The 23,301-nt window shown below is 62.6% G+C and carries 26 protein-coding genes; 22 read left to right on the top strand and 4 right to left on the bottom strand.

The features are described 5' to 3' along the window. Positions 1-11: 11 nt before the first annotated feature. The 15 genes from IFO71_RS05515 to IFO71_RS05445 all read left to right on the top strand — a co-directional run bounded on the left by IFO71_RS05515 (position 12) and on the right by IFO71_RS05445 (position 12,875). Positions 12-380: an ATP synthase subunit I gene (locus IFO71_RS05515; protein WP_192028540.1), complete on the top strand. Its 369-nt coding sequence runs from the start codon at positions 12-14 to the stop codon at positions 378-380. Positions 381-389: 9 nt separating this feature from the next. Further along, positions 390-1,208: a F0F1 ATP synthase subunit A gene (gene atpB, locus IFO71_RS05510; RefSeq protein ID WP_192028539.1), complete on the top strand. Its 819-nt coding sequence runs from the start codon at positions 390-392 to the stop codon at positions 1,206-1,208. Between the two features lie 82 nt (positions 1,209-1,290). After that, on the top strand, positions 1,291-1,563 hold the full coding sequence (atpE, locus tag IFO71_RS05505; RefSeq protein WP_192028538.1) for a F0F1 ATP synthase subunit C: 273 nt from the start codon (positions 1,291-1,293) through the stop codon (positions 1,561-1,563). 79 nt (positions 1,564-1,642) lie between these two features. After that, entirely contained in the window at positions 1,643-2,113 is a 471-nt protein-coding gene (locus tag IFO71_RS05500) for a F0F1 ATP synthase subunit B (RefSeq protein WP_192028537.1), read from the top strand. Positions 2,114-2,130: 17 nt separating this feature from the next. Further along, a complete protein-coding gene (locus tag IFO71_RS05495; RefSeq protein WP_192028536.1) occupies positions 2,131-2,661 on the top strand; it encodes a F0F1 ATP synthase subunit delta in 531 nt (176 codons plus the stop codon). A 52-nt stretch (positions 2,662-2,713) separates the two neighbouring features. After that, entirely contained in the window at positions 2,714-4,255 is a 1,542-nt protein-coding gene (gene atpA / locus IFO71_RS05490) for a F0F1 ATP synthase subunit alpha (RefSeq protein WP_192028535.1), read from the top strand. A gap of 137 nt (positions 4,256-4,392) precedes the next feature. Next, positions 4,393-5,256 (top strand): F0F1 ATP synthase subunit gamma, encoded by an 864-nt coding sequence (gene atpG, locus IFO71_RS05485; RefSeq protein WP_192028534.1) that lies wholly within the window; start codon positions 4,393-4,395, stop codon positions 5,254-5,256. A gap of 155 nt (positions 5,257-5,411) precedes the next feature. After that, positions 5,412-6,818 (top strand): F0F1 ATP synthase subunit beta, encoded by a 1,407-nt coding sequence (atpD, locus tag IFO71_RS05480; RefSeq protein ID WP_192028533.1) that lies wholly within the window; start codon positions 5,412-5,414, stop codon positions 6,816-6,818. 138 nt (positions 6,819-6,956) lie between these two features. After that, complete coding sequence (locus IFO71_RS05475) at positions 6,957-7,379, top strand: F0F1 ATP synthase subunit epsilon (protein WP_192028532.1); 423 nt, start codon at positions 6,957-6,959, stop codon at positions 7,377-7,379. A 506-nt stretch (positions 7,380-7,885) separates the two neighbouring features. Then, the gene (locus IFO71_RS05470) at positions 7,886-8,491 is read left to right on the top strand and encodes a hypothetical protein (RefSeq protein WP_192028531.1); all 606 of its coding nucleotides are present in this window, start codon (positions 7,886-7,888) and stop codon (positions 8,489-8,491) included. Next, positions 8,488-9,861, top strand: coding sequence for a bifunctional UDP-N-acetylglucosamine diphosphorylase/glucosamine-1-phosphate N-acetyltransferase GlmU (gene glmU / locus IFO71_RS05465; RefSeq protein ID WP_192028530.1), 1,374 nt, complete (start codon positions 8,488-8,490; stop codon positions 9,859-9,861). Before IFO71_RS05470 ends, glmU begins: the two co-directional genes overlap by 4 nt. Positions 9,862-9,980: 119 nt before the next feature. Then, on the top strand, positions 9,981-10,763 hold the full coding sequence (locus tag IFO71_RS05460; protein WP_192028529.1) for a cyclic nucleotide-binding domain-containing protein: 783 nt from the start codon (positions 9,981-9,983) through the stop codon (positions 10,761-10,763). Next, entirely contained in the window at positions 10,760-11,818 is a 1,059-nt protein-coding gene (locus IFO71_RS05455) for an FHA domain-containing protein (protein ID WP_192028528.1), read from the top strand. Before IFO71_RS05460 ends, IFO71_RS05455 begins: the two co-directional genes overlap by 4 nt. A 5-nt stretch (positions 11,819-11,823) precedes the next feature. Next, on the top strand, positions 11,824-12,459 hold the full coding sequence (locus IFO71_RS05450; RefSeq protein WP_192028527.1) for an STAS domain-containing protein: 636 nt from the start codon (positions 11,824-11,826) through the stop codon (positions 12,457-12,459). Between the two features lie 47 nt (positions 12,460-12,506). Beyond that, positions 12,507-12,875, top strand: coding sequence for an MAPEG family protein (locus tag IFO71_RS05445; RefSeq protein WP_332309321.1), 369 nt, complete (start codon positions 12,507-12,509; stop codon positions 12,873-12,875). Between the two features lie 141 nt (positions 12,876-13,016). Here IFO71_RS05445 and IFO71_RS05440 read toward each other — a convergent pair whose 3' ends face one another. The 3 genes from IFO71_RS05440 to IFO71_RS05430 form a co-directional block, all read right to left on the bottom strand. After that, on the bottom strand, positions 13,017-13,400 hold the full coding sequence (locus IFO71_RS05440; protein ID WP_192028526.1) for a phasin family protein: 384 nt from the start codon (positions 13,398-13,400) through the stop codon (positions 13,017-13,019). Between the two features lie 141 nt (positions 13,401-13,541). Continuing rightward, a complete protein-coding gene (gene queD, locus IFO71_RS05435; RefSeq protein ID WP_192028525.1) occupies positions 13,542-13,898 on the bottom strand; it encodes a 6-carboxytetrahydropterin synthase QueD in 357 nt (118 codons plus the stop codon). Between the two features lie 45 nt (positions 13,899-13,943). After that, on the bottom strand, positions 13,944-14,879 hold the full coding sequence (locus IFO71_RS05430) for a carbohydrate kinase family protein (RefSeq protein WP_192028524.1): 936 nt from the start codon (positions 14,877-14,879) through the stop codon (positions 13,944-13,946). A gap of 227 nt (positions 14,880-15,106) precedes the next feature. Here IFO71_RS05430 and IFO71_RS05425 point away from each other — a divergent pair, with 227 nt between their 5' ends. The 5 genes from IFO71_RS05425 (at position 15,107) to rodA (ending at position 20,583) form a co-directional block, all read left to right on the top strand. Continuing rightward, on the top strand, positions 15,107-16,153 hold the full coding sequence (locus IFO71_RS05425; protein WP_192028523.1) for a rod shape-determining protein: 1,047 nt from the start codon (positions 15,107-15,109) through the stop codon (positions 16,151-16,153). Between the two features lie 84 nt (positions 16,154-16,237). Further along, positions 16,238-17,134 carry a rod shape-determining protein MreC gene (mreC, locus tag IFO71_RS05420; RefSeq protein WP_192028522.1) on the top strand — a complete coding sequence of 299 codons (897 nt, stop codon included), beginning with the start codon at positions 16,238-16,240 and terminating at the stop codon, positions 17,132-17,134. Then, positions 17,131-17,622, top strand: a complete 492-nt coding sequence (gene mreD / locus IFO71_RS05415; protein ID WP_192028521.1) for a rod shape-determining protein MreD — start codon at positions 17,131-17,133, stop codon at positions 17,620-17,622. Before mreC ends, mreD begins: the two co-directional genes overlap by 4 nt. Continuing rightward, entirely contained in the window at positions 17,612-19,483 is a 1,872-nt protein-coding gene (mrdA, locus tag IFO71_RS05410; RefSeq protein WP_192028520.1) for a penicillin-binding protein 2, read from the top strand. The genes mreD and mrdA overlap by 11 nt, the downstream gene beginning before the upstream one ends. After that, entirely contained in the window at positions 19,480-20,583 is a 1,104-nt protein-coding gene (rodA, locus tag IFO71_RS05405; RefSeq protein ID WP_192028519.1) for a rod shape-determining protein RodA, read from the top strand. The genes mrdA and rodA overlap by 4 nt, the downstream gene beginning before the upstream one ends. An 8-nt stretch (positions 20,584-20,591) precedes the next feature. Here the strand turns inward: rodA and IFO71_RS05400 are convergent, their stop codons facing one another. Continuing rightward, entirely contained in the window at positions 20,592-22,076 is a 1,485-nt protein-coding gene (locus tag IFO71_RS05400; RefSeq protein ID WP_192028518.1) for a RimK family protein, read from the bottom strand. On the opposite strand from IFO71_RS05400, the gene IFO71_RS05395 reads away from it, so the two are divergent. Then, positions 22,075-22,632, top strand: a complete 558-nt coding sequence (locus tag IFO71_RS05395; RefSeq protein WP_225444411.1) for a GNAT family N-acetyltransferase — start codon at positions 22,075-22,077, stop codon at positions 22,630-22,632. The two genes, IFO71_RS05400 and IFO71_RS05395, sit on opposite strands and share 2 nt — an antisense overlap. Before the next feature lie 51 nt (positions 22,633-22,683). After that, the gene (locus IFO71_RS05390; RefSeq protein WP_192028517.1) at positions 22,684-23,253 is read left to right on the top strand and encodes a DUF2179 domain-containing protein; all 570 of its coding nucleotides are present in this window, start codon (positions 22,684-22,686) and stop codon (positions 23,251-23,253) included. The last annotated feature ends 48 nt before the right edge of the window (positions 23,254-23,301 follow it).

The following is a 23,301-nucleotide window of genomic DNA, read 5'->3' as shown; positions in this document are numbered from 1 at the left end:
CAGGTACGCCCGTGCTCAACTCCTTGGCCGCCGGCCGACGTCAGGCGACGCAGCAGGTACTCGCGCAATGCGCGGTCGCTGCGTTGCTGACGCTGGCCTTTGCTGTGCAGGGACTCGAGGCGGCGCTGTCCGCGGCGGTCGGTGGCTTTGCGGTCGTGCTTGGCAATGCGCTGATGGCTTGGCGCAGTTTCGCTGGCGGGGTGGCAGAGCCGGGCACGGCCCTGTTTCGACTGTTCGGTGGGATTGCCCTGAAGTGGCTGGTGATCGTGCTTTCGCTCTACTTGGGTCTGGCACGATTCGGGCTGCTCCCCTTGCCTCTGCTGGCAGGGTTGAGCGCCACGCTAGTCGCGTCCCTACTCGCTTATCGCATTAAATCTTGAGGTGAATCCGTGGCTGCTGAGTCTGGCGGTGGTTTGACCGAGTACATCCAGCATCACCTGAAGCACAATATGGTGGCGGACGGTACCGTCCATCTGGACAGCTGGGCGACGGCCTTGGGCCTGGGTCTGCTGTTCTGCTTCTGGTTCTGGAGCATGGCGCGCAAGGCGACCGCCGGCGTGCCGAGCAAGGGGCAGGCCTTTGTCGAGATGGTCATCGAGTTCGTCGATGGTCAGGTCAAGGATGTGTTCCATGGCAGCCGCACCTTTATCGCGCCGTTTGCGCTGACCATCTTCATGTGGGTGTTCTTCATGAACGCCATGGACCTGCTGCCGCTCGACCTGATCGGTCTGCTGGTCACCCTGATTGCTGGTGAAGAGACCGCGCATAACACCTACTGGCGCATCGTGCCGACCGCCGACCCGAACACGACCTTCGCGATGTCGACGGTGGTCTTCATCATGACCATCTTCTACTCGATCAAGGCCAAGGGCGGCTGGGGCTTCACCAAGGAGCTGTTCACCGCGCCGTTCCACGCCCATGGCGTCGGTGCCAAGGCCGCTCTGGCGCTGCCGAACTTTGCCCTGAATGTGGTCGAGTATCTGAGCAAGCCGGTATCACTGGCGATGCGTCTGTTCGGCAACATGTACGGTGGCGAGCTGGTGTTCATGCTGATCGCCGGTCTGGCCGCCAGCTGGGTGACCTTCTTCCCCGGCGTGCTGTTCAATGCTGCCTGGGCGATCTTCCATATCCTGATCATCCTGCTGCAGGCCTTCATCTTCATGGTGCTGTCGGTGGTCTATTTGGCCATGGCGCACGAAGCGCACTAAGCAAAGTTTTGCCGCGGCGCCCGGCGACGCGGCTCGAGTGGTTTTCTATCAACGCTGTTGAATCGTTCCAAGGAGAGTTGTCATGCAAGAGTTCATCGCCAATATTCAGAGCTTCACCGCCATCGCTGCCGGCCTGATGATCGGCCTCGGCGCCATGGGTGCCTGTATCGGTATCGGCATCATGGGTTCGAAGTTCCTTGAGTCGGCTGCCCGTCAGCCGGAGCTGGTTCCGATGCTGCAGGCCCGCATGTTCCTGCTGGCCGGTCTGATCGACGCCGCCTTCATTATCGGTCTGGCCATCGCGATGTTCTTCGCCATTGCCAACCCGCTGCTGGCGGCATTGAACGCCGCCTAAGCCGTACGGGCGCATCAGCGCCCGCCGCAACGTCGCCGGGCCAATGCTCGGCGACGCGCACCGGTCAGCGAGGTAAATCATGGATCTGAATTACACATTCTTCTTGCAGGCGCTGAGCTTCGCGATCCTTATCTGGTTCACGATGAAGTTCATTTGGCCGCCTTTGACCAAGGCGATCGAAGAGCGTCAGAAGCGTATCGCCGACGGCCTGGCCGCCGCCGATCGCAGCACCCGCGAACTGGCGCAGGCCGAAGACAAGATCAACGAGCTGCTGAAGGACGCGCGCGTCAAGGCCAACGAGATCATCGATCAGGCCCACGCCCGCGCCAACCAGATCGTCGACAAGGCGAAAGAAGACGCCATCGTCGAAGCCAATCGCCAAAAATCGGCGGCCCTGGCCGAGATCGAAACGGCAGCCAACAAGCTGCGTGAAGAGCTGCGTGGTCAGCTGGCCAGTCTGGCCGTGGCCGGCGCTGAGAAGCTGATCCGTCGCGAGATCGATGCCAACGCCCACAAGGCGTTGCTCGACGAGCTCGCCACCCAGCTCTGAGATAGAGGCAACCGTCGATGAGCAATGCGCTTACTCTGGCCCGGCCTTACGCCCGCGCCGCCTTCTCCCTGGCCCGCGACAACGGTCGCCTGCCGTCCTGGTCCTCGCTGTTCGCCTTTGCGGCGGCGGTGGCCAACGACGAGCGTGCGCGCTCGCTGCTGGGTCATCCGTCCCTGAGTGAGGACGACAAGCTGGGCCTGTTGCTGCCGCCCGGCGATGCCGATCCCAACTTCCGCCAGTTTCTCTCCTTGCTGGCGGAGAACGGACGTCTGGCCCTGTTGCCGGAGATTGCGGCGCTGTTCGAGGCGCTGCGCAATGAGGAAGAGCAGACGCTCAAAGTCACCCTGACCTCCGCGGTGGCGATCGACGACGCCGAGGCCTCGCGAATCAGCGACTCGCTGGCCAAGCGCTTCGGCAAGTCGATCCAGATGCAGTGCAAGGTCGATCCCGAGCTGATTGCCGGCGCCGTCATCGACGCCGGTGAGGTGGTGATCGACGGCAGTGTGCGCGGCAAGCTCAGGCGCCTCGAAGCGGCTCTCGCCCAGTAAACCTTTTCAAGTAACCAGCGCCGGCTAAGCCGGACGACCAAGGGAAAGCACCATGCAAACCCAACTCAACCCGTCTGAAATCAGTGAACTGATCAAGACCCGTATCGAGAAGACCAGCCTTGGCGCCGAAGCGCGCAATGAAGGTGTGGTGACCTCGGTGTCCGACGGCATTGTCCGCATCTATGGCCTGGCCAATGTGATGCAGGGCGAAATGATCGAACTGCCGAACAATACGTTTGCGCTGGCACTGAACCTCGAGCGTGACTCGGTCGGTGCGGTGGTGCTGGGTGACTACGAGCACCTGCGCGAAGGCGACGTGGCCAAGACCACCGGACGCATCCTGGAAGTGCCGATTGGTACCGAACTGCTCGGCCGCGTGGTCAACGCCTTGGGTGAGCCGATCGACGGCAAGGGCCCGATCGAGGCCAAGGAAACCGCGCCGGTGGAGAAAGTGGCCCCGGGCGTGATCTGGCGTAAATCGGTGTCGCAGCCGGTGCAGACTGGCTACAAGTCGGTCGACAGCATGATCCCGATTGGCCGTGGCCAGCGCGAGCTGATCATTGGCGACCGTCAGACCGGTAAGACCGCGATGGCGATCGACGCCATCATCAATCAGAAGGGCACCGGCGTTAAGTGTATCTACGTCGCGATCGGCCAGAAGGCCAGCTCGATCGCCAACGTGGTGCGCAAGCTGGAACAGTACGGCGCCCTGGCCCATACCATCGTGGTGGCGGCGTCGGCGTCTGAATCGGCTGCCATGCAGTACATCAGCGCCTACTCCGGCTGCACCATGGGCGAGTATTTCCGCGATCGCGGCGAAGACGCCCTGATCATTTACGACGATCTGTCGAAGCAGGCCGTTGCCTACCGCCAGATCTCCCTGCTGCTGCGCCGTCCGCCGGGCCGCGAAGCGTACCCGGGTGACGTGTTCTATCTCCACTCCCGTCTGCTCGAGCGCGCTGCTCGGGTCAACGAGGAGTATGTCGAGAAGTTCACCGATGGCGCGGTCAAGGGCAAGACCGGTTCGCTGACTGCGTTGCCGATCATCGAAACCCAGGCCGGTGACGTGTCGGCCTTCGTGCCGACCAATGTGATCTCGATCACTGACGGTCAGATCTTCCTCGAAACCGACCTGTTCAATGCCGGCATCCGCCCGGCGGTGAACGCCGGTATCTCGGTGTCGCGCGTCGGTGGCGCTGCGCAGACCAAGATCATGAAGAAGCTGTCTGGCGGCATTCGTATCTCGCTGGCGCAGTACCGCGAACTCGCGGCCTTCGCCCAGTTCGCTTCGGACCTCGACGAGACCACCCGTAAGCAGCTGGAGCGCGGTCAGCGCGTCACCGAGCTGATGAAGCAAAAGCAGTACCTGCCGATGAACATCTGCCAGATGGCGCTGTCGATCTACGCCGTCAACGAAGGTCACCTCGATGACGTGCCGGTGAACAAGATCATCGACTTCGAAGCCGGCATGCATGCCCACCTGAGCAATACCTACGGTGAGCTGGAGAAGTCGATCGTCGCCAGCGGTGACTGGAACGACGAAATCGAAGGCAAGTTCAAGCAGATCATCAGCGAGTTCAAGCAGTCGTGGTAACGACGTGATAAGTGATTGGTGATTGGTGATTTGTCAGTCGCGGACAACCGCAACGCTGACGGATCACCGAGCCAAGACACGAATCACAAATCACGAATCACAAATCACGCTGAGCGAGCAAAGCGAGCGAGGAACCAATGGCTGGTGGTCGCGAAATCAAAACCAAGATCAAGTCGGTGCAGAACACCCGAAAGGTGACGCGTGCACTGGAAATGGTCTCGGCTTCGAAAATCCGCAAGGCGCAGGATCGGATGAAGTCATCCCGTCCGTATGCACGCCTGATGCGGCAGATGATTGGCCATATCGCCAAGGCCAACTCGGAGTACGTGCATCCGTTCCTGGCCGATCGCAATGAGGTCAAGCGGATTGGTTACATCATCGTGTCGACCGATCGCGGTCTTTGCGGTGGCCTGAACTCGGGCATGTTCCGTCGCATCCTGGCGGACATGCGTCAGTGGCAGGAAAAAGGCGTGGACGTCGATGTGGTGTGCATCGGCCAGAAGGCCGCCGCCTTCTTCCGTCGTCTGAAAGTCAACATGGCCGCATCGGTCACCCATCTGGGTGAGCAGGTGCGCGTTGAGCAGTTGGTCGGCGTGATCAAGGTGATGCTGGATTCGTACGAGGAAGGCAAGATCGATCGCGTATTCCTCTGCTACAACGACTTCATCAACACCATGGTGCAGAAGCCGGTACAGGATCAGCTGCTGCCGCTGCCGCCCTCGGATGAGCTGGAAACCAAGCACGACTGGGACTACATCTACGAACCGGATGCGCCCAGCGTGATGGACCATGTGCTGACTCGCTATGTCGAGTCGCTGGTCTATCAGGCCGTGCTGGAGAACCAGGCCAGCGAACACGCAGCCCGCATGGTGGCCATGAAGGCCGCCTCGGACAACGCGACCAAGCTGATCGACACCCTGAACCTGATTTACAACAAGGCCCGTCAGGCCGCGATTACCCAGGAAATCTCGGAAATCGTCGGCGGCGCGGCAGCGGTTTGATTGAGAGCCGTGATTCGTGATTCGTGATTTGTGATTCGAAAGAGCAGCGGCGGGCGCGCTTTAGCCAATCACCAATCACTAATCACCAATCACGTTACGGTTAAAAGAGCGAACCAACGAACGCTCGCCAAAGTTTGACTTACGGAGCGAAAACAATGAACCAGGGCAAGATTGTGCAGATCATCGGCGCGGTCGTGGACGTGGAGTTCCCGCGTGACCAGGTGCCGAAGGTGTACGACGCGCTGAAGGTGCAGAACACCGAGATCACCCTCGAAGTCCAGCAGCAGCTGGGCGACGGCGTGGTGCGCAGCATTGCTCTCGGATCCACCGATGGCCTGAAGCGCGGACTCGTTGCCGACAACACCGGCAAGGCGATTTCGGTGCCGGTCGGCAAGGCTTGCCTCGGTCGCATCATGGACGTGCTCGGTCGACCGATCGACGAAGCCGGTCCGGTGGCTTCTGAAGATCATTGGGAAATCCATCGCTCGGCGCCGAGCTACGAAGATCAGGCCGCGGCCGAAGAGCTGCTGGAAACCGGCATCAAGGTGATCGACCTGATGTGTCCGTTCGCCAAGGGCGGCAAGGTCGGCCTGTTCGGCGGCGCCGGCGTCGGCAAGACGGTCAACATGATGGAACTGATCAACAACATTGCCAAGGCGCACAGCGGCCTGTCGGTGTTTGCTGGCGTCGGTGAGCGTACTCGTGAGGGCAACGACTTCTACCACGAGATGAAAGATTCCAACGTGCTCGACAAGGTGGCCATGGTGTACGGCCAGATGAACGAGCCGCCGGGCAACCGTCTGCGCGTGGCGCTGACCGGCCTGACCATGGCCGAATACTTCCGCGACGAGAAAGACGCGTCCGGCAAGGGCAAGGACGTGCTGCTGTTCGTCGATAACATCTACCGCTACACCCTGGCCGGTACCGAAGTGTCGGCCCTGCTCGGCCGTATGCCGTCGGCGGTGGGTTACCAACCGACCCTGGCCGAGGAAATGGGCGTGCTGCAGGAGCGCATCACCTCGACCAAGACCGGTTCGATCACCTCGATCCAGGCCGTGTACGTGCCTGCCGACGACCTGACCGACCCGTCGCCGGCCACCACCTTCGCCCACTTGGATGCGACCGTGGTGCTGAGCCGTAACATCGCCTCGCTGGGTATCTACCCGGCGGTGGATCCTCTCGACTCGACCAGCCGTCAGCTCGACCCGAACGTGATCGGCCACGAGCACTACGACACCGCCCGTCGCGTCCAGGCCACCTTGCAGAAGTACAAGGAGCTGAAGGACATCATCGCGATCCTGGGTATGGACGAGCTGTCGGAAGAAGACAAGCAGGCCGTGTCGCGCGCCCGCAAGATCGAGCGCTTCTTCAGCCAGCCGTTCCACGTCGCCGAAGTGTTCACCGGTTCGCCCGGCAAGTACGTGTCGCTGAAAGACACCATTCGCGGCTTCAAGATGATCGTCGACGGCGAATGCGACCACCTGCCCGAGCAGGCCTTCTACATGGTCGGCGGCATTGACGAGGCTTTCGAGAAAGCCAAGAAGATGGGAGCTGCGGCCTAAACGGCCGAGTGATTCGTGATTCGTGATTAGTGATTTGTGATTGGCTAAGAGCCGGGTTTCGCGAAGGGTTAGGGCTTTGGCTCTCACGAATCACGAATCACGAATCACCAATCACGTTCCGAACCAAGTGAGGAACCAATGAGCACCATTCGTTGTGACATCGTAAGCGCCGAGCAGGAAATCTTTCACGGTCTGGCCGAGATGGTGATTGCGACTGGCGAAATGGGTGAGCTTGGCATCGCGCCGCGCCATGCGCCGTTGATCACCCGGCTCAAGCCGGGTCAGGTGCGGGTGATTCTGCCGGGCGGTGAGGAGCAGTTCTTTTACGTTTCCGGTGGCGTGCTGGAAGTGCAGCCGCAGGTGGTGACCATCCTGACCGATACCGCCCTGCGCGCTGAGGATCTGGATGAAGCCGCCGCCAAGCAGGCCAAGGAAGAAGCCGAGCGCGTGTTGGCGGGACGTTCCGAAGCGATGGAACTGGCCGAAGCCCAGGCCAAGCTCGCCGAGGTCAACGCCCAGCTGCAGGCGCTGGAGCGTCTGCGCAAGAATCTCAAGCATTGAGCATCCGCCACTCCGGCAAACAGGGCTCGATCCAACGCCGGCGCAAGCCGGCGTTGTTTTATTCGCCGTCTGCACCGTTCGATCTCGTCTCGACCGCCAGACTCAATCGGCCACGCCCCTCAGTCATGGCGCGATAGAGCGTCAAGTCTGCACGCTTGATCAGGGCCCCGAAGGTCTCCTGATCGCTCCGCCCGGCAACCCCAGGTCGAGCAAAATGGCCAGAAACTCCTCGCCGCCCAGCGGCCGAGGGGAGTCCACGCAATGCTGCTCTGCGTTCGGCGATGACGGCGATGCATGCGCGAATCGTCAGGCTAAAATTGGCGACCTCCGCTCCCAGTCAGCGAACCCAAACATTGAATCAGAGCAGCCGCAATGCCAGCACCGCCGAGCGGGCATCCAGATCCACCTGCATGCGATGGCGCCGTTGGGCGAATCGCTGGCCCAGGTCGTTCAAGCCGTGCAGCGGGCGCCCTGCCATCCGCTTTCCTCGAAGTGAATCGATCCAGATGCCGCGTTGCCCGCGTCCGTGGCAGGTTCGCGCCTGGCTGGGCGCCGCCGCTATGGCCTTGCTGCTGATTGGCTGTAGCAGCGCGCCGACGCGCACTGTTGCACCGCCATTTGCGCGTGGTGCGGTGGAGGCGCAGCGTTTGCCGACCGGCCGCGAAGGCGAGCATGCGTTGAAAATCGGTCAATCCAGCAATCCCGGTGCCGGTGAGGTTGAGGACATGCCAATGCCCGAGGTGCCGGATCGCTGGTTGCCATCGCTCGACCAACCCTTGCGAATTGAGCTGCTGGCCGTGGTGGACGAGAACGGTCGGGTGCAGCGAGCCGATATCGATGCACTGCCGGCTGAGCAGCGCTGCGGCGAATGTGCCAGTGATTTTGAGCAGGCGATTTCCGCGGCTGCGCGGTCCTGGCAGCTGGTGCCGCTGGAGATCAGCGATTGGCGGGATGTTGATACCGATGGCGACGGAGAGACCGATGCCGTGCGCCGTGAAGTCGTCTCACGACACGCTTATTCTGTGCGATTGGCACTAACCTTTCGCCGCCTCAACGGCCGCCTGTCGGTGGTCGGAGATGCGGCCGAGCGCAAGATGGAGAACCTGCAATGAGCTTGGAAGCGATTATTCTGGCTGCCGGCGAAGGCAAGCGAATGCGCTCCGACGTGCCGAAAGTGCTGCAGCCGATCGCCGGTCAGCCGATGTTGGGTCATGTCATAGCTCAGGCGCGATCTGCTTCGGCAGCGAAAGTGCATGTGGTGTATGGCCATGGTGGCGATCAGGTGCAGTCGGCATTTGCAGCGGATGGCAGCCTGCGTTGGGCGCTGCAATCCGAGCGGTTGGGTACCGGCCACGCGGTGTCAGCGGCTCTGCCTCAGGTCAGCGACGATGCCAAGGTACTTGTGCTGTACGGCGATGTACCGCTTATTCGAGCCGATACGCTGGCCGGCCTGCTGTCTGCCGCTTCCCAGCACGGCTGCTCGGTGCTGGTGGATCAGCTGGACAACCCGACCGGCTACGGTCGTGTGCTGCTCGATCAACACGGCTGCGTGATGTCGATCGTCGAAGAGAAAGACGCGACAGCGGAGCAGCGTGCGGTACGCACCATCAACACCGGTGTGCTGGTCGCGTCTGCGAAAGATCTGCGGCGTTGGTTGAGTCAGGTGCGCAATGACAACGCCCAGGGCGAGTACTACTTGACCGACATCTTCGCCATGGCGGCGGCCGAAGGGCGGCCGGCCAAGGCGGTGTCCTGTCGCGAGCCGGGCGAGGCCGATGGCGCCAATGATCGATGGCAACTGGCCCAGCTGGAGCGGCGCTACCAGCTGCGCCAGGCGAAGTCGCTGGCCTTGGCCGGCGCGCGCCTGGCTGATCCGAATCGCCTGGATGTGCGTGGCACGGTCAGCGTGGGTCGCGATGTGGAAATTGACGTCAATGTGGTGTTCGAAGGTCAAGTGGACCTGGCTGACGGCGTGGTGATCGGGCCGTTCTGTCGCCTGCGCAATGTCAGCCTGGGGGCGGGCACGATACTGCAGGCGCACTGCGATCTCGATGGCGTCGAGATTGGCGCCGATGCGCGTATTGGCCCGTTTGCTCGCCTTCGACCCGGTACCCGACTGGCCGACCAAACCCACATCGGCAACTTTGTCGAGACCAAGCAGGTCAGCATGGGCCGTGGAAGCAAAGCCAATCACCTCAGCTACCTAGGAGATGCCGAGATTGGCGAGGGCGTGAACATCGGGGCCGGCACCATAACCTGCAATTACGACGGCGCCAACAAGCACAGGACCGAGATCGGTGATCGCGCCTTTATCGGCTCCAATTCAAGCTTGGTCGCGCCGGTGAAAATCGGCGTTGATGCCACCATCGGTGCCGGTTCAGTGATCACCCGGCAGGCGCCGGACGATCAGCTGACCTTGACCCGGGCCAAACAGATCAGCATCAGCCAATGGCGCCGTCCGAGTAAGCCAACCAAAGGATAGGTTTGGCCGAATCGGTGCCGATAAAGGGCGCGGGCTGAACGCCAATCCACGCGCCTTGCTTGCGGCGGCTTTCCACCGCTCGGCATAATCGAGCGATTCGCAGTCGAGGCCCCAAGCACATGAGCGAGAGTCCGTTTGTCGAGTTTGCCGCTGGAAGCCCGATGATTCGTGAGGGTGAACCGGCCAGCGCCCTGTTTGTGCTGGAGTCCGGGCAGGCGGTGGTGGAGCGGGCGGATGCACCTGGCTTGGTGCTGGCCGAGATCGGCCCCGGTGACTTTTGCGGCGAGATGTCGATCCTGCAGGAACAGCCGCATACCGCCTCGGTCACGGCCAAAACGGCGGTTCGCGCCTTGCGCATCGATATCGCAGCGTTTCACACCGTACTGCGCGAGAAGTCGGAAATCGCCGTGCACGTGATGCGGCGTCTGGTGCTGCGTCTGAAGGAAAGCGAGGCCAAACGGGTTGCCCTGCAGAGGCAAGGCGGCGGTGCGGCAGCTACGCCATCGGCGGCGCCATCCAAGCCGGCCGCTACTGCCAAGGCGCCGGTGTCCTCGACCACGGTGCAGCCGGCCGCCATCCCTTATGTGCTGGAACATGCCGAAGGCAGGATTCCGCTGCCCGGTGGCAAGACCGAACTGCTGGTCGGACGGCCCGATCCGGCCACCGGGTCAATCCCCGAGATCAACCTGGGTGACTACGACACTGCGCGCACCCTGAGCCGGCGCCATGCCCGCATCCTGGTCAATGCCGGGCGATTGTCATTGCGTGAGGAACCCGGTGTCGGCAATGGCACCTGGGTCAACGGCACCAAGGTGCAGCCGGACGAGGAGGTCGCTCTGAAAGTTGGCGACACTCTGCGCTTTGGCGCGATTGAATTGCGTCTGCTGGGGGCGGCTGCATGAGCGAGACTGCCATCAGTGAAGAGCTTGCCGCCATCGACACCTCGGTGCTCGATGAGCTGACCCGGCTGAAACAGGAAGTGGAAACGCTCGATGATCGCTTGAAGGCGATGGAAGAAAAGAAGGAGAGCGTTGCCCAGGCGGTCTATCAACGGGTTAAGGGCGACTACGAAAGCAAACGCAAGCAATTGGACAAGGATGCCGCTCCGCTGAAGGACAAGGCGCGGCAGGAGTACGCCAAGCTGTTCGCCCTGTTGTCGCGCTCGGAGGCCGATCATGAGGCGGCCACACTGGATCGAGAGGAAGTGGAGTTTCGGCACACCCTCGGCGAGTTCGACCAGGAAGAATTTGACCGACGCATCGCCGAAATCGACCAGCGCGTGCAGGCCAAGGCAGACGTGCGCGAACAGGCGCAGGGCCTGCGTGAGCGCTTTGTCGCCGCGTTTCGCTCAGAAGAGGAGCTGAACAGCAAGGTCGCGGCCGGCAACAAGGCCGAGCCCGCCACGCCGCTGTCCAACCCGACGGTTGATCCCGCATCGACCCAGCCGCCTCCGGCCCAGACGCCGAGCGAGGAGGCCACGGTGCAGCTGAAGACGCTGAAGCCCGAGCAGTTGGCCGATCCCAATGCCACTATCCCGCCCCCGCCGTCAGCGCCGACGCCGCCGCCAGCGCCGGCGATACCCGCAGCAGGTGATCCGGGGGCCACACAGGCCATGCGGGTGCTGAAAGGCAGCAATGGTGGTGTCACGCCACCGCGTGCCGACCAGACGGTGATCATCCGTGGCGCTCGCTTGGTGCCGCAGAACCCCGAGGCCGGTAAGTTGACCCACACGGTGGGTTTGAAGCCCGTCAGCATCGGTTCTGGCGAGGACTGCGACGTACGGGTCGCCGGTGCCGCGTCCAAACACGCCGAAATCCGCGTCAGCATGGCCGGCTACACGGTCAGTGATCTGGGGGGTGGCGTGCGCATCAATGGCGTGGTGGTGGAACAGCACCTAATGCGCCACGACGACGTGCTGGAGATTGGCCCGGCGCGATTCACCTTTCGCGAAGGCTGAGCGCTATGGCATTAGACATCCTGCGAGATCGTGTCGGCGGCATTCTGATCGCCGCCATCTCCGGACGGCTCGACAACGAGAGCGCGCCGGACTTCGAACTGTTCGCCCAGGAGTCGGTGGCCGGCGGTGAGCGGCATATCGTGCTTGACCTTAGCGAGCTCGGCTATATCAGCAACGCGGGCGTACGTACCTTGGCCTCGCTGTCGAAGTCGCTCAACACGCCCAGTACCAGCCTGCGCCTGGCCGGCGTGCAGCCAACCGTGCGACAGATTCTCGATGCTGCCGGAGTGGCCGTACTGCTGACCATGTTTCCGAGCCGCGCCGCTGCGCTGGACAATCACCCCGCCTCGGGTGGGGAGAACTACGCCAAGCTGATGATGGAGTTGCTGAAGATCGAGCCGGTGGCGGAGCAGGCGGCAACCCCGGCCGAGGTGAAGCTGGCTGAACTGGCGTTTGATCTGCTGGCTGGCAAGCAACACGCCCCGCGTGCCGCCCGGGCCATAGCACAGGGCACCCAGGTGATGCGGCGGGTGTCGGCGGGCGATATCGCCGCTGGCTCAGCAGCGGGCAAGGCGGCCAAGCCGGCGCCAGCGCCGGTCAAGAAGCGCTCCTTTTGGCAACGCTTGTTCGGTCGCAAGTAGTTTCATCGGCTGCCCGCTGATTGGGCGCGATTCCAGGGGGAAGCGTTGTGACACTGATCGTGGCGTGTCTGTTGACAGCGGGCTTGATGCCGTATCTGTTCGTGGTGGTCGCGAAGTTCTCCGCGCCGCGCTATAACAACCGCGATCCGCGCGGTTGGTTGTCCAAGCAGGACGGCCGCTCGCATCGCGCGCACAGCGCGCATCTGAACAGTTTCGAAGCATTTCCTTTGTTCGCGACGGCCGTGCTGTTCGCCCTCTGGCGCCAGGCTGAGGTCGAGCGCATCGGCTACCTGGCCTTGGCCTTCGTGCTGCTGCGCCTGCTGTACGGCGTTTGCTACATGGCCGACTGGGCGACGCCACGAAGTCTGGTCTGGCTGGCCGCACTGGGCTGTGCCGTGGCCTTGTTCTTCGTCTAAGCGAACCATTGCCCAAAGCCGCGGCAAAGCCGGGCGGCGGTCAGGTGTCGTGCGCAGTCATGGTCGCCGGCCGATGATCACGGCACAAACAAATACGGCCCGCTGAGCGGGCCGTTTCGTTGGCAGCTGGCAAGCCTGGGCTTACTTCGCGGCCTTGGCCTTGGTCGCCGGCTTGACGATGCTGTCGTTGGCGGTTTCGACCTGGGTCTTGATCAGCTGGCTGATCGCCTCGCTGGTCTTGACGGTGTGGCCCATAGCTTCCTGGCTGGTGGCAAACAGTTGCTCGCCCGACTCCTTGACCAGGGCGAAGCCCTTCGGCCAGATCGCCTTGACGCCGTCGAAATCACGCACTTCGGCGGCTTCGCCGAGGAATTCGAAGGTGGCGTTGACGCGGGTTTCCAGCGCCTTCAGCTGCAGGTTGGCGACCTGCTCGAAGTTGTTCAGGGCCAGCTGCTGGGCCTTGAGCGCCGAATCGGCGAACTGCTTACCAAGATTGATCACCGGCTGATTGAAGTTCTCGAACATGATGGTCCCTCCTCTAGAGACATGTGGGTCAGGCATGCGAATGACTGACTGTGTGGCGGCACTGTAGCAATACCTATGTTGCACTGCAACAAAATTCAAGCGCGCGCCGACGAGCGGAGGAATCTCTCTTATTTCATGGAGTTACGGCCCCTGGTAGCGACAGCCCGAGGTGCAGGTCTCGTGTACCACCACCTCGGCGAGCAGGGGCAGGCGAGGCTTCAATGCCGCCCAGATCCATTCCGCCAGACGTTCGCTGGTTGGATTATCCAGGCCTTCGATGTCATTTAGGTAACGGTGATCGAGCTGATCGTACAGCGGCTGGAAGGCCGCCTTGATCTCCGCGAAGTCGATCACCCAGCCTGTGTGCGGATCGACCTCGCCCTCGACGTGGACTTCAACGCGAAAGGAGTGGCCGTGCAGGCGTGCGCACTTGTGGCCTGCCGGCACATTGGGCAGCCGATGTGCCGCTTCCAGTGTGAAGGCTTTGAACAGTCGCATGCCTGACTCCTGCCGTAAGAGTGCGGTGGGCGTTCGCTGGGCCGATCAGCCCAGTGCGCTGCCAAACTGTTGTTTGAACTGTTGGGCGAACTCGCCGTAATCGAAGCGCTGGTTCTGCGTGCCGTGGTGCTCGATCTTCAACGCACCCATCAGCGACGCCACGCGGCCAGCGGTGGCCAGATCGTAGCCCTGGGACAGGCCGAAGATCAGTCCGGCCCGATAGGCATCGCCGCAACCGGTGGGATCGACCACGCGGGTTGGGGTCGCCGGTGGCACTTCGATGCGCTCGCCCTGGCTCAGCATGACCGAGCCTTTCGGCCCACGGGTGATGATATAGGCCTTCACCCGACTGGCAATCTGCTCTTCATTCCAGCCAGTGCGCTCGCTGAGCAGGTTCGACTCGTAGTCATTCACCGTCACATAGGTCGCCTGTTCAATGAAATGACGGAACTCCTCACCGTTGAACAAGGGCATGGCCTGGCCGGGATCAAAGATGAACGGCACGCCGAGTTCGGCCAGTTCACTGGCGTTCTGCAGCATGGCGTCGCGGCCATCCGGCCCGACAATGGCGAAGTCGATATTGGCCACGTCCTTGGGGTGGTTCTCGTGCGAGCGCATCATGGCGCCCGGATGAAAGGCGGTAATCTGGTTGTCGTCGAGATCGGTGGTGATGAAGGCCTGGGCGGTGAACAACTCATCGATCGTTTTGACGTGCTTGAGACTGATCCCGCAGGCGTCGAAATGCTCGCGATACGGGCCGAAGTCCTGGCCGACGGTGGCCATCGGCAGCGGATCGCCGCCCAGCAGCTTCAGGTTGTAGGCGATATTGCCAGCTACGCCGCCGAATTCGCGACGCATCCGCGGCACAAGGAAAGCCACATTCAAGATATGCACTTTGTCCGGCAGGATATGGTTCTTGAATCGGTCCTGAAACACCATGATGGTGTCATAGGCCAGCGAGCCGCAGATCAAAGTAGACATCCAAACTCCTGAAGGTATCGTCGCCCACCGGGCAGCTCGCTATCGTAGCGGGAGTTGGGCGCGGCTGCATGCCCGTTGCCGCCAGCCGGCGAGACGCCGGGCAACGCCGGGGACTCTCTCGTTAGCATTTCGTGAACTACGGGCGCGCACGCCGTTCGTGCGCCAAACCCGCATCACTGCTACTATTTCGCGCTTTGTTGTCTCTCTTCTGAAAGCGGATTCCCGGCATGCTCAAGAGCCTTCGCGGCCTGTTCTCCAACGATCTCTCGATCGACTTGGGAACGGCCAACACCCTCATTTACGTTCGCGGCCAGGGCATCGTCCTGAATGAGCCCTCGGTGGTTGCCATCCGTCAGGATCGCGGCCCGGGTTCGCCGAAATCAGTGGCGGCGGTGGGGGCCGAGGCCAAGCGCATGTTGGGTCGCACGCCGGGCAACATCGTCACCATTCGGCCGATGAAGGACGGTGTCATCGCCGACTTCACTACCACCGAAGAAATGCTCAAGCACTTTATCCGCAAGGTGCATCGCGCGCGCATTCTGCGCCCCAGTCCGAGGGTATTGATCTGCGTGCCCTGCGGTTCCACCTCGGTGGAACGACGTGCTATCAAGGAATCGGCCGAAGAGGCCGGCGCGCGCGAAGTGTTCCTGATCGAAGAGCCGATGTCGGCAGCGATCGGTGCCGGCATCCCGATTCATGAGGCGCGCGGCTCTATGGTGCTGGATATCGGCGGCGGCACCTCGGAAGTGGCGGTGATCTCGCTCAATGGCATCGTCTATTCGCAGTCGGTGCGCATCGGCGGCGATCGATTCGACGAAGCCATCATCAACTACGTGCGGCGCAACCACGGCACCTTGATTGGCGAAACCACGGCCGAGCGGATCAAGATCGAAGCCGGCTGTGCATTTCCGCAGAACGAGATCAAGGAGATCGAAGTCAGCGGACGTAATCTGGCCGAAGGCGTGCCGCGCAACTTCACCATAAATTCCAACGAGGTGCTGGAAGCCCTGCATGAGCCGCTGTCCGGTATCGTCAGCGCGGTGCGTGGCGCGCTCGAGCAGACGCCGCCAGAGTTGTGCGCCGACGTCTATGAGCGCGGTATTGTGCTGACTGGTGGCGGCGCCTTACTGCGTGATCTCGACAAGCTGATCTCTGAGGAGACCGGGCTGCACGTGCATGTAGCCGACGACCCGCTGACCTGCGTCGCCCGCGGCGGCGGTCGTGCGCTGGAACTCATTGATATGCACGGAAACGACTTTTTCTCGCCAGAATAGGTCGTCGCTGGAGAGCGGCTGTGAACGTGCCGGACCCTATCACCAGGCCGCGAGACCACGCTGAGCTTCCGGCGTCGGCCAGCCATGCCGGCGAGTAGTTCCCCGGCACCGCCGCTGTTTTCCGATGCCGGCGCCGGTACTGCGCGTTTGCTCGGCTATCTGCTGCTGGCGATCGGCCTGATGGTGTCGGACTATCGGGGCGACTGGTTGGGCAAGGTGCGTGATTACGTCGGCCTGGCCATGGAGCCGCTGTACCAATTGGCTGCTTTGCCCGGGCGCGGCACCCGCTGGTTGTTCGACTACGCTGGTGAGCGCGATTCTCTGATTACTCAGCGCAACCGTCTGCGCGAGGAACTACTGGTGGCCGAGGCGAGGCTGGCGCGCCTGCAGCAGGTACAGCAGGAGAACCGTGATCTGCGCCAGTTGCTGGGCGGCACCCAGGGCTTGGTGTTGCGGGTGCGGCTGGCGCCGCTGGCCGATTTCGAGGTCGACCCATTCCGCCATCGCGCCGTGATCGAGCTCGGGCAGCGCGATGGGTTGCGTGCCGGCACCGCCCTGATCGATGGCGGCGGTGTCTACGGCCAGGTGATCGATGTCGGGCCACTGCGCTCGACGGTGATGCTGATTTCTGATCCCTCGCATGCCATTCCGGTGCAGGTTCGACGGTCTGGAGTGCGCACGGTGGCCTATGGCGTTGGCCAGCTCGATCGGCTCAGTGTGCCGAATATTCCGCAAAGTGCCGATATCCAGGTCGGCGATGAACTGATTACCTCGGGCCTGGGCGGCCGCTTCCCCGCCGGACTGCCGGTGGCCGAGATCAGTGATATTCAGGCCGACGAGACGCGCCTGTTCCTGGTCGCTGATGCCAAGCCCACGGCTGCCTTGGATCGGGGCCTGCAATTGCTGCTGGTATGGGTTGAGCCAGCAGGAGAGGGCGAGGTTGGGCCGCCGCGCGAGCTGGCTTCTGGAGGGGCGCCGTGAGTCGCTTGAAGGTCAGTGCCGCGCTGTTGTATGGCAGCCTGCTGGCGGCCGGCTTTCTTGCATTGCTACCGCTGCCCGACGTGTTGCTGGCGGCGCGACCGTACTGGCTTGCCTTGGTGCTGATCTTCTGGGTGCTGGAAGCCCCGTCTCAGCTCGGCTTTGGCCGGGTGTTCCTGATCGGAGTACTGGCCGATGTGCTGTACGGCAGCTTGCTCGGCGAGCAGGCCCTCAGGCTCTGCGTAATCCTGTTCCTGGTGCTGCGATTTCGGCCGCGACTGCGGTTTTTCCCGCTGTCGCAGCAAGCCCTGGCGGTCGGACTTCTGCTGCTGAACGACCGTGTGGTGACCCTGGCCATTCGCCTGCTCAGCGGCGAGGGGGTGCCGCCGGCGAGCTTCTGGATCGCTCCCCTGATTGGTGCCCTGATCTGGCCATGGGTGTTCCTGTTGTTGGATCAGCTATTGCTGCGCGGGCGGCGCCGTGCGGATTGAACGCCGCCGCTGGCCACGGCGGCAGAAACGCATCAAGAACACTGTTGCCGAAAGCAACCTGTTTCAGGCGCGCGCGCTGATTGCCCTGCTGCTGATCGCCCTGGCCCTGCTGATCCTGGCTGGGCGATTCTATTGGTTGCAGATCAGTCAGCACGATGAACTGCTGACCCGCTCTGATGCCAACCGGGTAAAGCTGCATCCGATCGTGCCGGCACGCGGGCTGATCTATGACCGCAATGGTGAGCTGCTGGCTGACAACGTGCCGGCGTACCGACTGGAAGTGGTGCTGGAGCAGGTCAAGGACCTGCCCCACCTGCTGGATCAGCTGTCGCAGGTGATTCCGCTCAGCGAAGAGGAGCGTCAGCGCTTTCTTGAGAATCGCCGCCAGCACCGGCGCTTCCAGCCGGTGCCGCTGCGGTTCCGGCTCAGCGAAGCTGAGCTGGCCGCCTTCGCCGTCAATCGGCATCGCTTTCCCGGTGTCGAGGCGGTGCCCTACTTAACCCGGCGTTACCCTCGGGGGGATCTGTTCGCCCATGTCATTGGCTATGTCGGCCGGATCGACAAGGACGAGCTGGAGAACCTCGACCCGACCCGCTACGCCGGTACCACCCACATCGGCAAGCTGGGTGTAGAGCGCGCCTACGAACAGCGCTTGCATGGCGAGGTCGGTTTCGAGCAGGTCGAGGTGAATGCCGAAGGACGCGTGCTGCGTACGCTCAAGCGCAATCCGGCCGGTTCCGGCGAACACCTTTATCTCAGCGTCGACGCCAAGCTGCAGGCTGCCGCGGTGGCGGCTTTTGGCGAACAGCACGGGGCCGCCGTAGCCATCGATCCACGCGATGGTGAAGTGCTGGCTTTAGTCAGTCTGCCGAGCTTCGACCCCAATCTGTTTGTCAATGGCATTGCCAGCAAGGACTACGCAGCCTTGCAGGTGCCTTCGCGGCCATTGTTCAATCGCGCCGTACTCGGTGGTTATGAGCCAGGTTCCACGCTCAAGCCATTCGTGGCTCTGGCCGGTCTCGAGCTCGGGCTTCGGCGTCCCGGGGACACGGTGTTTTCCGGTGGCGCCTATCGCTTGCCGGGCCAGCAGCGCGAGTATCGCGACTGGCGCAAGGGTGGGCACGGCACGGTCAACCTGCGCGAAGCGCTGGCGCAGTCGGTCAACACCTACTTCTTCGATCTGGCGGTCGATCTCGGCATCGATCGGATGTCGGGGTTCATCGGCCGCTTTGGCTTTGGCGAGCCAAGCGGTATCGATCTCAGCGGAGAAGCTGTCGGCATCCTGCCAACCCGCGGCTGGAAGCAGGCCACCCGCGGCGAGCCGTGGTACCCCGGTGAAACCGTCATTGCCGGCATCGGTCAGGGTTTCTGGGTAGCCACGCCGCTGCAGCTCGCCCGCGCCACCGCCGCCCTGGCCTCGCGCGGACAGCTATACCAGCCGCGCCTGGTTCACGCAGCGCAGCGCGGATTCGACGCTGCCCTGATTGACGAGCCGCATCCGGCACCGATCGATCTCGGGCTGCAATCGGCCAATGTTCAGACGGTCATCGATGGCATGGTGGCGGTGATGCATTCGCCTACCGGCACGGCACGCGAATCAGCGGCGGACGCCGGCTACTTGATCGCCGGCAAGACCGGCACTGCCCAACGAGTCAGTCGGGTCGGCGATCAGGCGATCGATCTTGATCTGTTGCCCTTCGACCTGCGCCACCGTGCCCTGTTTGTCTGTTTTGCGCCGGCCGATGCGCCGACCATCGCCTTGGCGGTGGTGGTGGAAAGTGGCGGCTCTGGTTCGCGCGCCGCGGCGCCGGTGGCACGCAAGATACTCGATGCCTGGCTGCTGGGCGGAGACGGTCGATGAATCTGTCTGTTCTGGGCGGTTTGATCCGTCGCTTCGCCACCCCGCGGCTCGATCTACCCTTGGCCGGCGCCTTGCTGCTGTTGATGGCGCTGAGCCTGACCAATCTGTACAGCGCCGCTGGCGGCAATACGGGCCTGGTGATCTCCCAGGCGCTGCGTTTTGCGGTCGGCTTTGCAGCGCTATGGGTGCTGTCGCGCATACCGCCGTTGCAGTTGCGTCTGTGGGCGCCGTGGATTTTTGCCGGTGGGTTGCTGCTGCTGGCCCTGGTGCCCGTGCTCGGCACCGGTCGTAGCGGTCGACACTGGCTCAATCTCGGTGTTGTGTTCGTGCAGCCCAGCGAATTCCTGAAACTCGCTGTGCCGATGGCGCTGGCGGCCTTCCTCCATAGCCGGGTGTTGCCGCCGACCTGGCGAGATCTGGCCCTGGCCGCCGTGATCATTGGTTTGCCGACCGGCTTGATCCTGCTGCAGCCCGACCTCGGAACCGCCTTGTTGGTGGCCTCCAGCGGCGTGTTCGTGATCTATCTGGCCGGCATCAACTGGCAACGAATCATGCTGTTAAGCGCAGCAGGCCTGTCATTGGCGCCGGTCGGTTGGTTGTTTCTTCGTGAGTACCAGCGCGATCGACTGCGTACCTTTCTCAATCCCGAAGCCGACCCTCTCGGCGCTGGCTGGAACATCATTCAATCGAAGATTGCGGTGGGTTCGGGAGGGTTGTGGGGCAAGGGCTGGCTGCAGGGAACGCAGTCGCGACTGGAGTTCCTGCCCGAGCACACTACCGACTTCATTCTCGCCGTCTACGCAGAGGAGTTCGGTCTGGTCGGGGTTGCCGCGCTGCTGGCTCTGTACCTGTTCATCATAGGTCGCTGTCTGTGGATTGCCGCCAACGCGCGGGAGACCTGGTCGCGGCTGACCGCCGGTGCGATCGGACTCAGCCTGTCGGTGTATGTGGTGGTCAATGGCGGCATGGTGTCTGGTCTGCTGCCGGTGGTGGGCGTGCCGATGCCGTTGCTGAGCTTTGGCGGCACCTCGGCGGTGACCCTGCTGGCCGGCTTTGGGGTGGTGATGTCGATTCACGCCCACCGCAAGTTCATGGGCTGATCCCAGCGTCAGGGTTTGATGCCGAGACGCTTACGCTCCATCCGGCGCAGAAACTCTTCCATGATGCGCCGATACAAGTCGTCACCCAGGTAGGCGTCTTCGATGCCGGCATCGATATTGGGGTTGTCGTTGACTTCGATGACTACCGGGCCGCGTTGGGTGGCCTTGATGTCGACGCCATACAGACCATCACCGATGGCGGCAGTGGCCTTCAGGGCCAGCTTGACCACTTCAGATGGCGCTTCGCGAATCGGCAGGGTCTTGAATGCACCACTCTTGGCAGCGCCTGAGGCAGCGTGGTTGTAGATCTGCCAGTGGCCGCGCGACATGAAATACTGGCAGGCGTACAGCGGCTGATTGGCCAGCACGCCGATACGCCAGTCAAACTCCGTGTACAGATACTCCTGGGCCAGCAGCAAGGCGGTGTGCTGGAACAGCTCGGCCGCGGCGCGATGCAGTTGCTCGGAGGATTCGGCGCGCACGATGCCGCGCGAGAAGCTGCCGTCTGGAATCTTCAACACGATCGGAAAGCCCATGCTGTCCGGCAGCGCTGCCAGCTTCTTGCTGTCGTCGCGAAACAGAGTCTCGGTTCGCGGAATCGGCAGCTTGCGCGATTTCAGCAGGTCGTTGAGGTAGATCTTGTTGGTACAGCGCAGAATCGATACCGGGTCGTCGATCACCACCATGTTCTCGCGTTCGGCTCGATGGGCGAAACGATAGGTGTGGTTCTCCAGCGTGGTGGTTTCGCGGATGAACAAGGCGTCGTATTCGGCCAGTCGGGCGAAGTCGTTGCGGCCTATCGGGTCGACTTCGATGCCCAGATCACGGCCCGCGCTGACAAACAGCTTCAGCGCTTTCTTGTTCGACGGCGGCATCGCCTCGCCGGGGTCATGCAGCATGGCCAGGTCGTAGCGATACTTGCGTCGCTGACGTGGCTTGCGCCACAACTTCTTGCTGAACGCATCCAGGGCCTCGGCGAAGCTGTCTTCCTGGGCGTCGCTGAGTGTTTGCAGGCCGACTGGACGGATCGAGGCGATCTGCCACACCTTCTGTCGTTCGAATTCGATCTTGAGTATTGGGCAGGGAAACGCCTCAAACACCTGCCGGGCCAGATCCTGCAGCGGTGCGTAGCTGGTTCGGCCAAAATACACCAGCAGTCCGAAATCGGTGGTGTCGCTGGCACCCTCGGGAAAGAATCGAGTGAGCTTCTGGTTAAGGTCTTCGATGTCGATGCCGTACAGTGAGCGTCGCCGCAGATCGTTCACAGTGCGTACCGAGGGAATGACCTTGTGGCCGCGCGCTTCGGCCAGCAGCGAGACGTAGTAGCCCAGGCCGAGGTACTTGAAACTGCGGCAAAGATTGATCACCTGCACCCGGTCTTCGGCATCGACTGAGGTCTGCTTGAGGTAGTCGAGTGCGGTGACTACATTCTCCGACGGGTAGTACGACCCCCAGTCGGACAGCTTTTCAACAACGATGACGAGACGGCTCATGGCGAACGGGCATTCGAGAGGCGCCCAGTCTGCAGCAAACCAAGGCGGGCTGCACTCCGCGCTTGAACAGGCGCTTCAGCCGCCGGCCAGCCTGCGCCTGGCCGAAGCGGCGGATATGTCCGAATTGCTGCGGCTGGAGGCGCAGTTTCCCGGCGATCGCCTGTCGCCCCGTCAACTGCGCTATCACTTGGCTTCACCGCGCGCCTTGTGGCGTGTGCTGGCGGCGTCGGAGGGGCGGCTGCTGGGCTACCTGCTGATCTTGCGGCATGCCGGCCAGCACTCGGCGCGACTGTATTCGCTGGTTGTGGATCGGCAGCATCGCGGTCAGGGCCTGGCCGAGCGACTGCTGGCCGCTGCCGAAGCCGCCTTGGTACAGGCTGGCGACCACGCGCTGCGCCTGGAAGTGCGCGAAGACAATGCGGCCGCGATCGCCCTCTATCGCCGGCGCGGCTACCAGATTCAGGGGCGCAAGCCCGGTTACTACGACGACGGCGCGGCCGCACTTTGCATGCAGCGCCGCCTGGATGATGGTCCCCGGCCTGATCCGAATGCCTGAGCTGCACGCCGGTTCATCGGCTCTCCAAGCATTCTGCTTTAGCATTGCCGCATGGATACCCTGTACCTTTCCGCCTGGGCGCTGGCGCCCCTGATCTTTCTTGCCCGCGTGGCCGATGTCTCGCTGGGTACCGTGCGCATTCTGGTCGGATTCCGTGGCTATCGCAGCGTGGCGACGATCATCGGCTTCGTAGAAGCGTTGATCTGGGTGCTGGCGGTGCGTCAGGTCTTGCTGCATCTGGATGCGCAACCCTGGCTGGCCGTGGCCTATGCCGCCGGCTTCGCCTCTGGCAACTTCCTTGGGATCACACTGGAGCGCCGGCTCGGTGTGGGCCGTGAGCTGGTGCGGGTGATTTCCTATCGCACCGATCGACTGCTTGCCGAGTACTTGCGCGACCAGGGCTATCGCGTGGTCGAGCTGGCCGGCAGTCGGCGCAACGCCGAACCGGTGCAGGTAATCTTCGTGGTCGAATGGCGGAAGAAGATGCCGGCCCTGCTGGCCCTGATTCGCGGATTCGACGCCGAATCCATCTGCACCATCACTGACGTCAAGTCGCATGTCGGCGAGGATGTCGATCTGCCGGCCGATACCGGCTTCGCGCTGCGCTTCAAGCGCAAGTGAGCGTTCCGTTGATTGTGGTCTGATCGGGCCTTGGTTTCCTGGACGAGC

It is taken from the genome of Pseudomarimonas arenosa (assembly GCF_014841215.1).
Lineage (GTDB): Bacteria > Pseudomonadota > Gammaproteobacteria > Xanthomonadales > Xanthomonadaceae > Pseudomarimonas > Pseudomarimonas arenosa.
Note: the sequence above shows the minus strand (reverse complement) of the source record. Positions and strands in the feature narration are given on the sequence as shown.

Coding starts and splice junctions, on each gene's coding strand:
- atpE (WP_192028538.1), top strand. CDS start 1,291: ATGCAAGAGTTCATCGCCAATATTCAGAGCTTCACCGCCATCGCTGCC.
- IFO71_RS05500 (WP_192028537.1), top strand. CDS start 1,643: ATGGATCTGAATTACACATTCTTCTTGCAGGCGCTGAGCTTCGCGATC.
- IFO71_RS05495 (WP_192028536.1), top strand. CDS start 2,131: ATGAGCAATGCGCTTACTCTGGCCCGGCCTTACGCCCGCGCCGCCTTC.
- atpA (WP_192028535.1), top strand. CDS start 2,714: ATGCAAACCCAACTCAACCCGTCTGAAATCAGTGAACTGATCAAGACC.
- atpG (WP_192028534.1), top strand. CDS start 4,393: ATGGCTGGTGGTCGCGAAATCAAAACCAAGATCAAGTCGGTGCAGAAC.
- atpD (WP_192028533.1), top strand. CDS start 5,412: ATGAACCAGGGCAAGATTGTGCAGATCATCGGCGCGGTCGTGGACGTG.
- IFO71_RS05475 (WP_192028532.1), top strand. CDS start 6,957: ATGAGCACCATTCGTTGTGACATCGTAAGCGCCGAGCAGGAAATCTTT.
- IFO71_RS05470 (WP_192028531.1), top strand. CDS start 7,886: ATGCCGCGTTGCCCGCGTCCGTGGCAGGTTCGCGCCTGGCTGGGCGCC.
- glmU (WP_192028530.1), top strand. CDS start 8,488: ATGAGCTTGGAAGCGATTATTCTGGCTGCCGGCGAAGGCAAGCGAATG.
- IFO71_RS05460 (WP_192028529.1), top strand. CDS start 9,981: ATGAGCGAGAGTCCGTTTGTCGAGTTTGCCGCTGGAAGCCCGATGATT.
- IFO71_RS05455 (WP_192028528.1), top strand. CDS start 10,760: ATGAGCGAGACTGCCATCAGTGAAGAGCTTGCCGCCATCGACACCTCG.
- IFO71_RS05450 (WP_192028527.1), top strand. CDS start 11,824: ATGGCATTAGACATCCTGCGAGATCGTGTCGGCGGCATTCTGATCGCC.
- IFO71_RS05440 (WP_192028526.1), bottom strand. CDS start 13,400: ATGTTCGAGAACTTCAATCAGCCGGTGATCAATCTTGGTAAGCAGTTC.
- queD (WP_192028525.1), bottom strand. CDS start 13,898: ATGCGACTGTTCAAAGCCTTCACACTGGAAGCGGCACATCGGCTGCCC.
- IFO71_RS05430 (WP_192028524.1), bottom strand. CDS start 14,879: ATGTCTACTTTGATCTGCGGCTCGCTGGCCTATGACACCATCATGGTG.
- IFO71_RS05425 (WP_192028523.1), top strand. CDS start 15,107: ATGCTCAAGAGCCTTCGCGGCCTGTTCTCCAACGATCTCTCGATCGAC.
- mreC (WP_192028522.1), top strand. CDS start 16,238: ATGCCGGCGAGTAGTTCCCCGGCACCGCCGCTGTTTTCCGATGCCGGC.
- rodA (WP_192028519.1), top strand. CDS start 19,480: ATGAATCTGTCTGTTCTGGGCGGTTTGATCCGTCGCTTCGCCACCCCG.
- IFO71_RS05395 (WP_225444411.1), top strand. CDS start 22,075: ATGGCGAACGGGCATTCGAGAGGCGCCCAGTCTGCAGCAAACCAAGGC.
- IFO71_RS05400 (WP_192028518.1), bottom strand. CDS start 22,076: ATGAGCCGTCTCGTCATCGTTGTTGAAAAGCTGTCCGACTGGGGGTCG.
- IFO71_RS05390 (WP_192028517.1), top strand. CDS start 22,684: ATGGATACCCTGTACCTTTCCGCCTGGGCGCTGGCGCCCCTGATCTTT.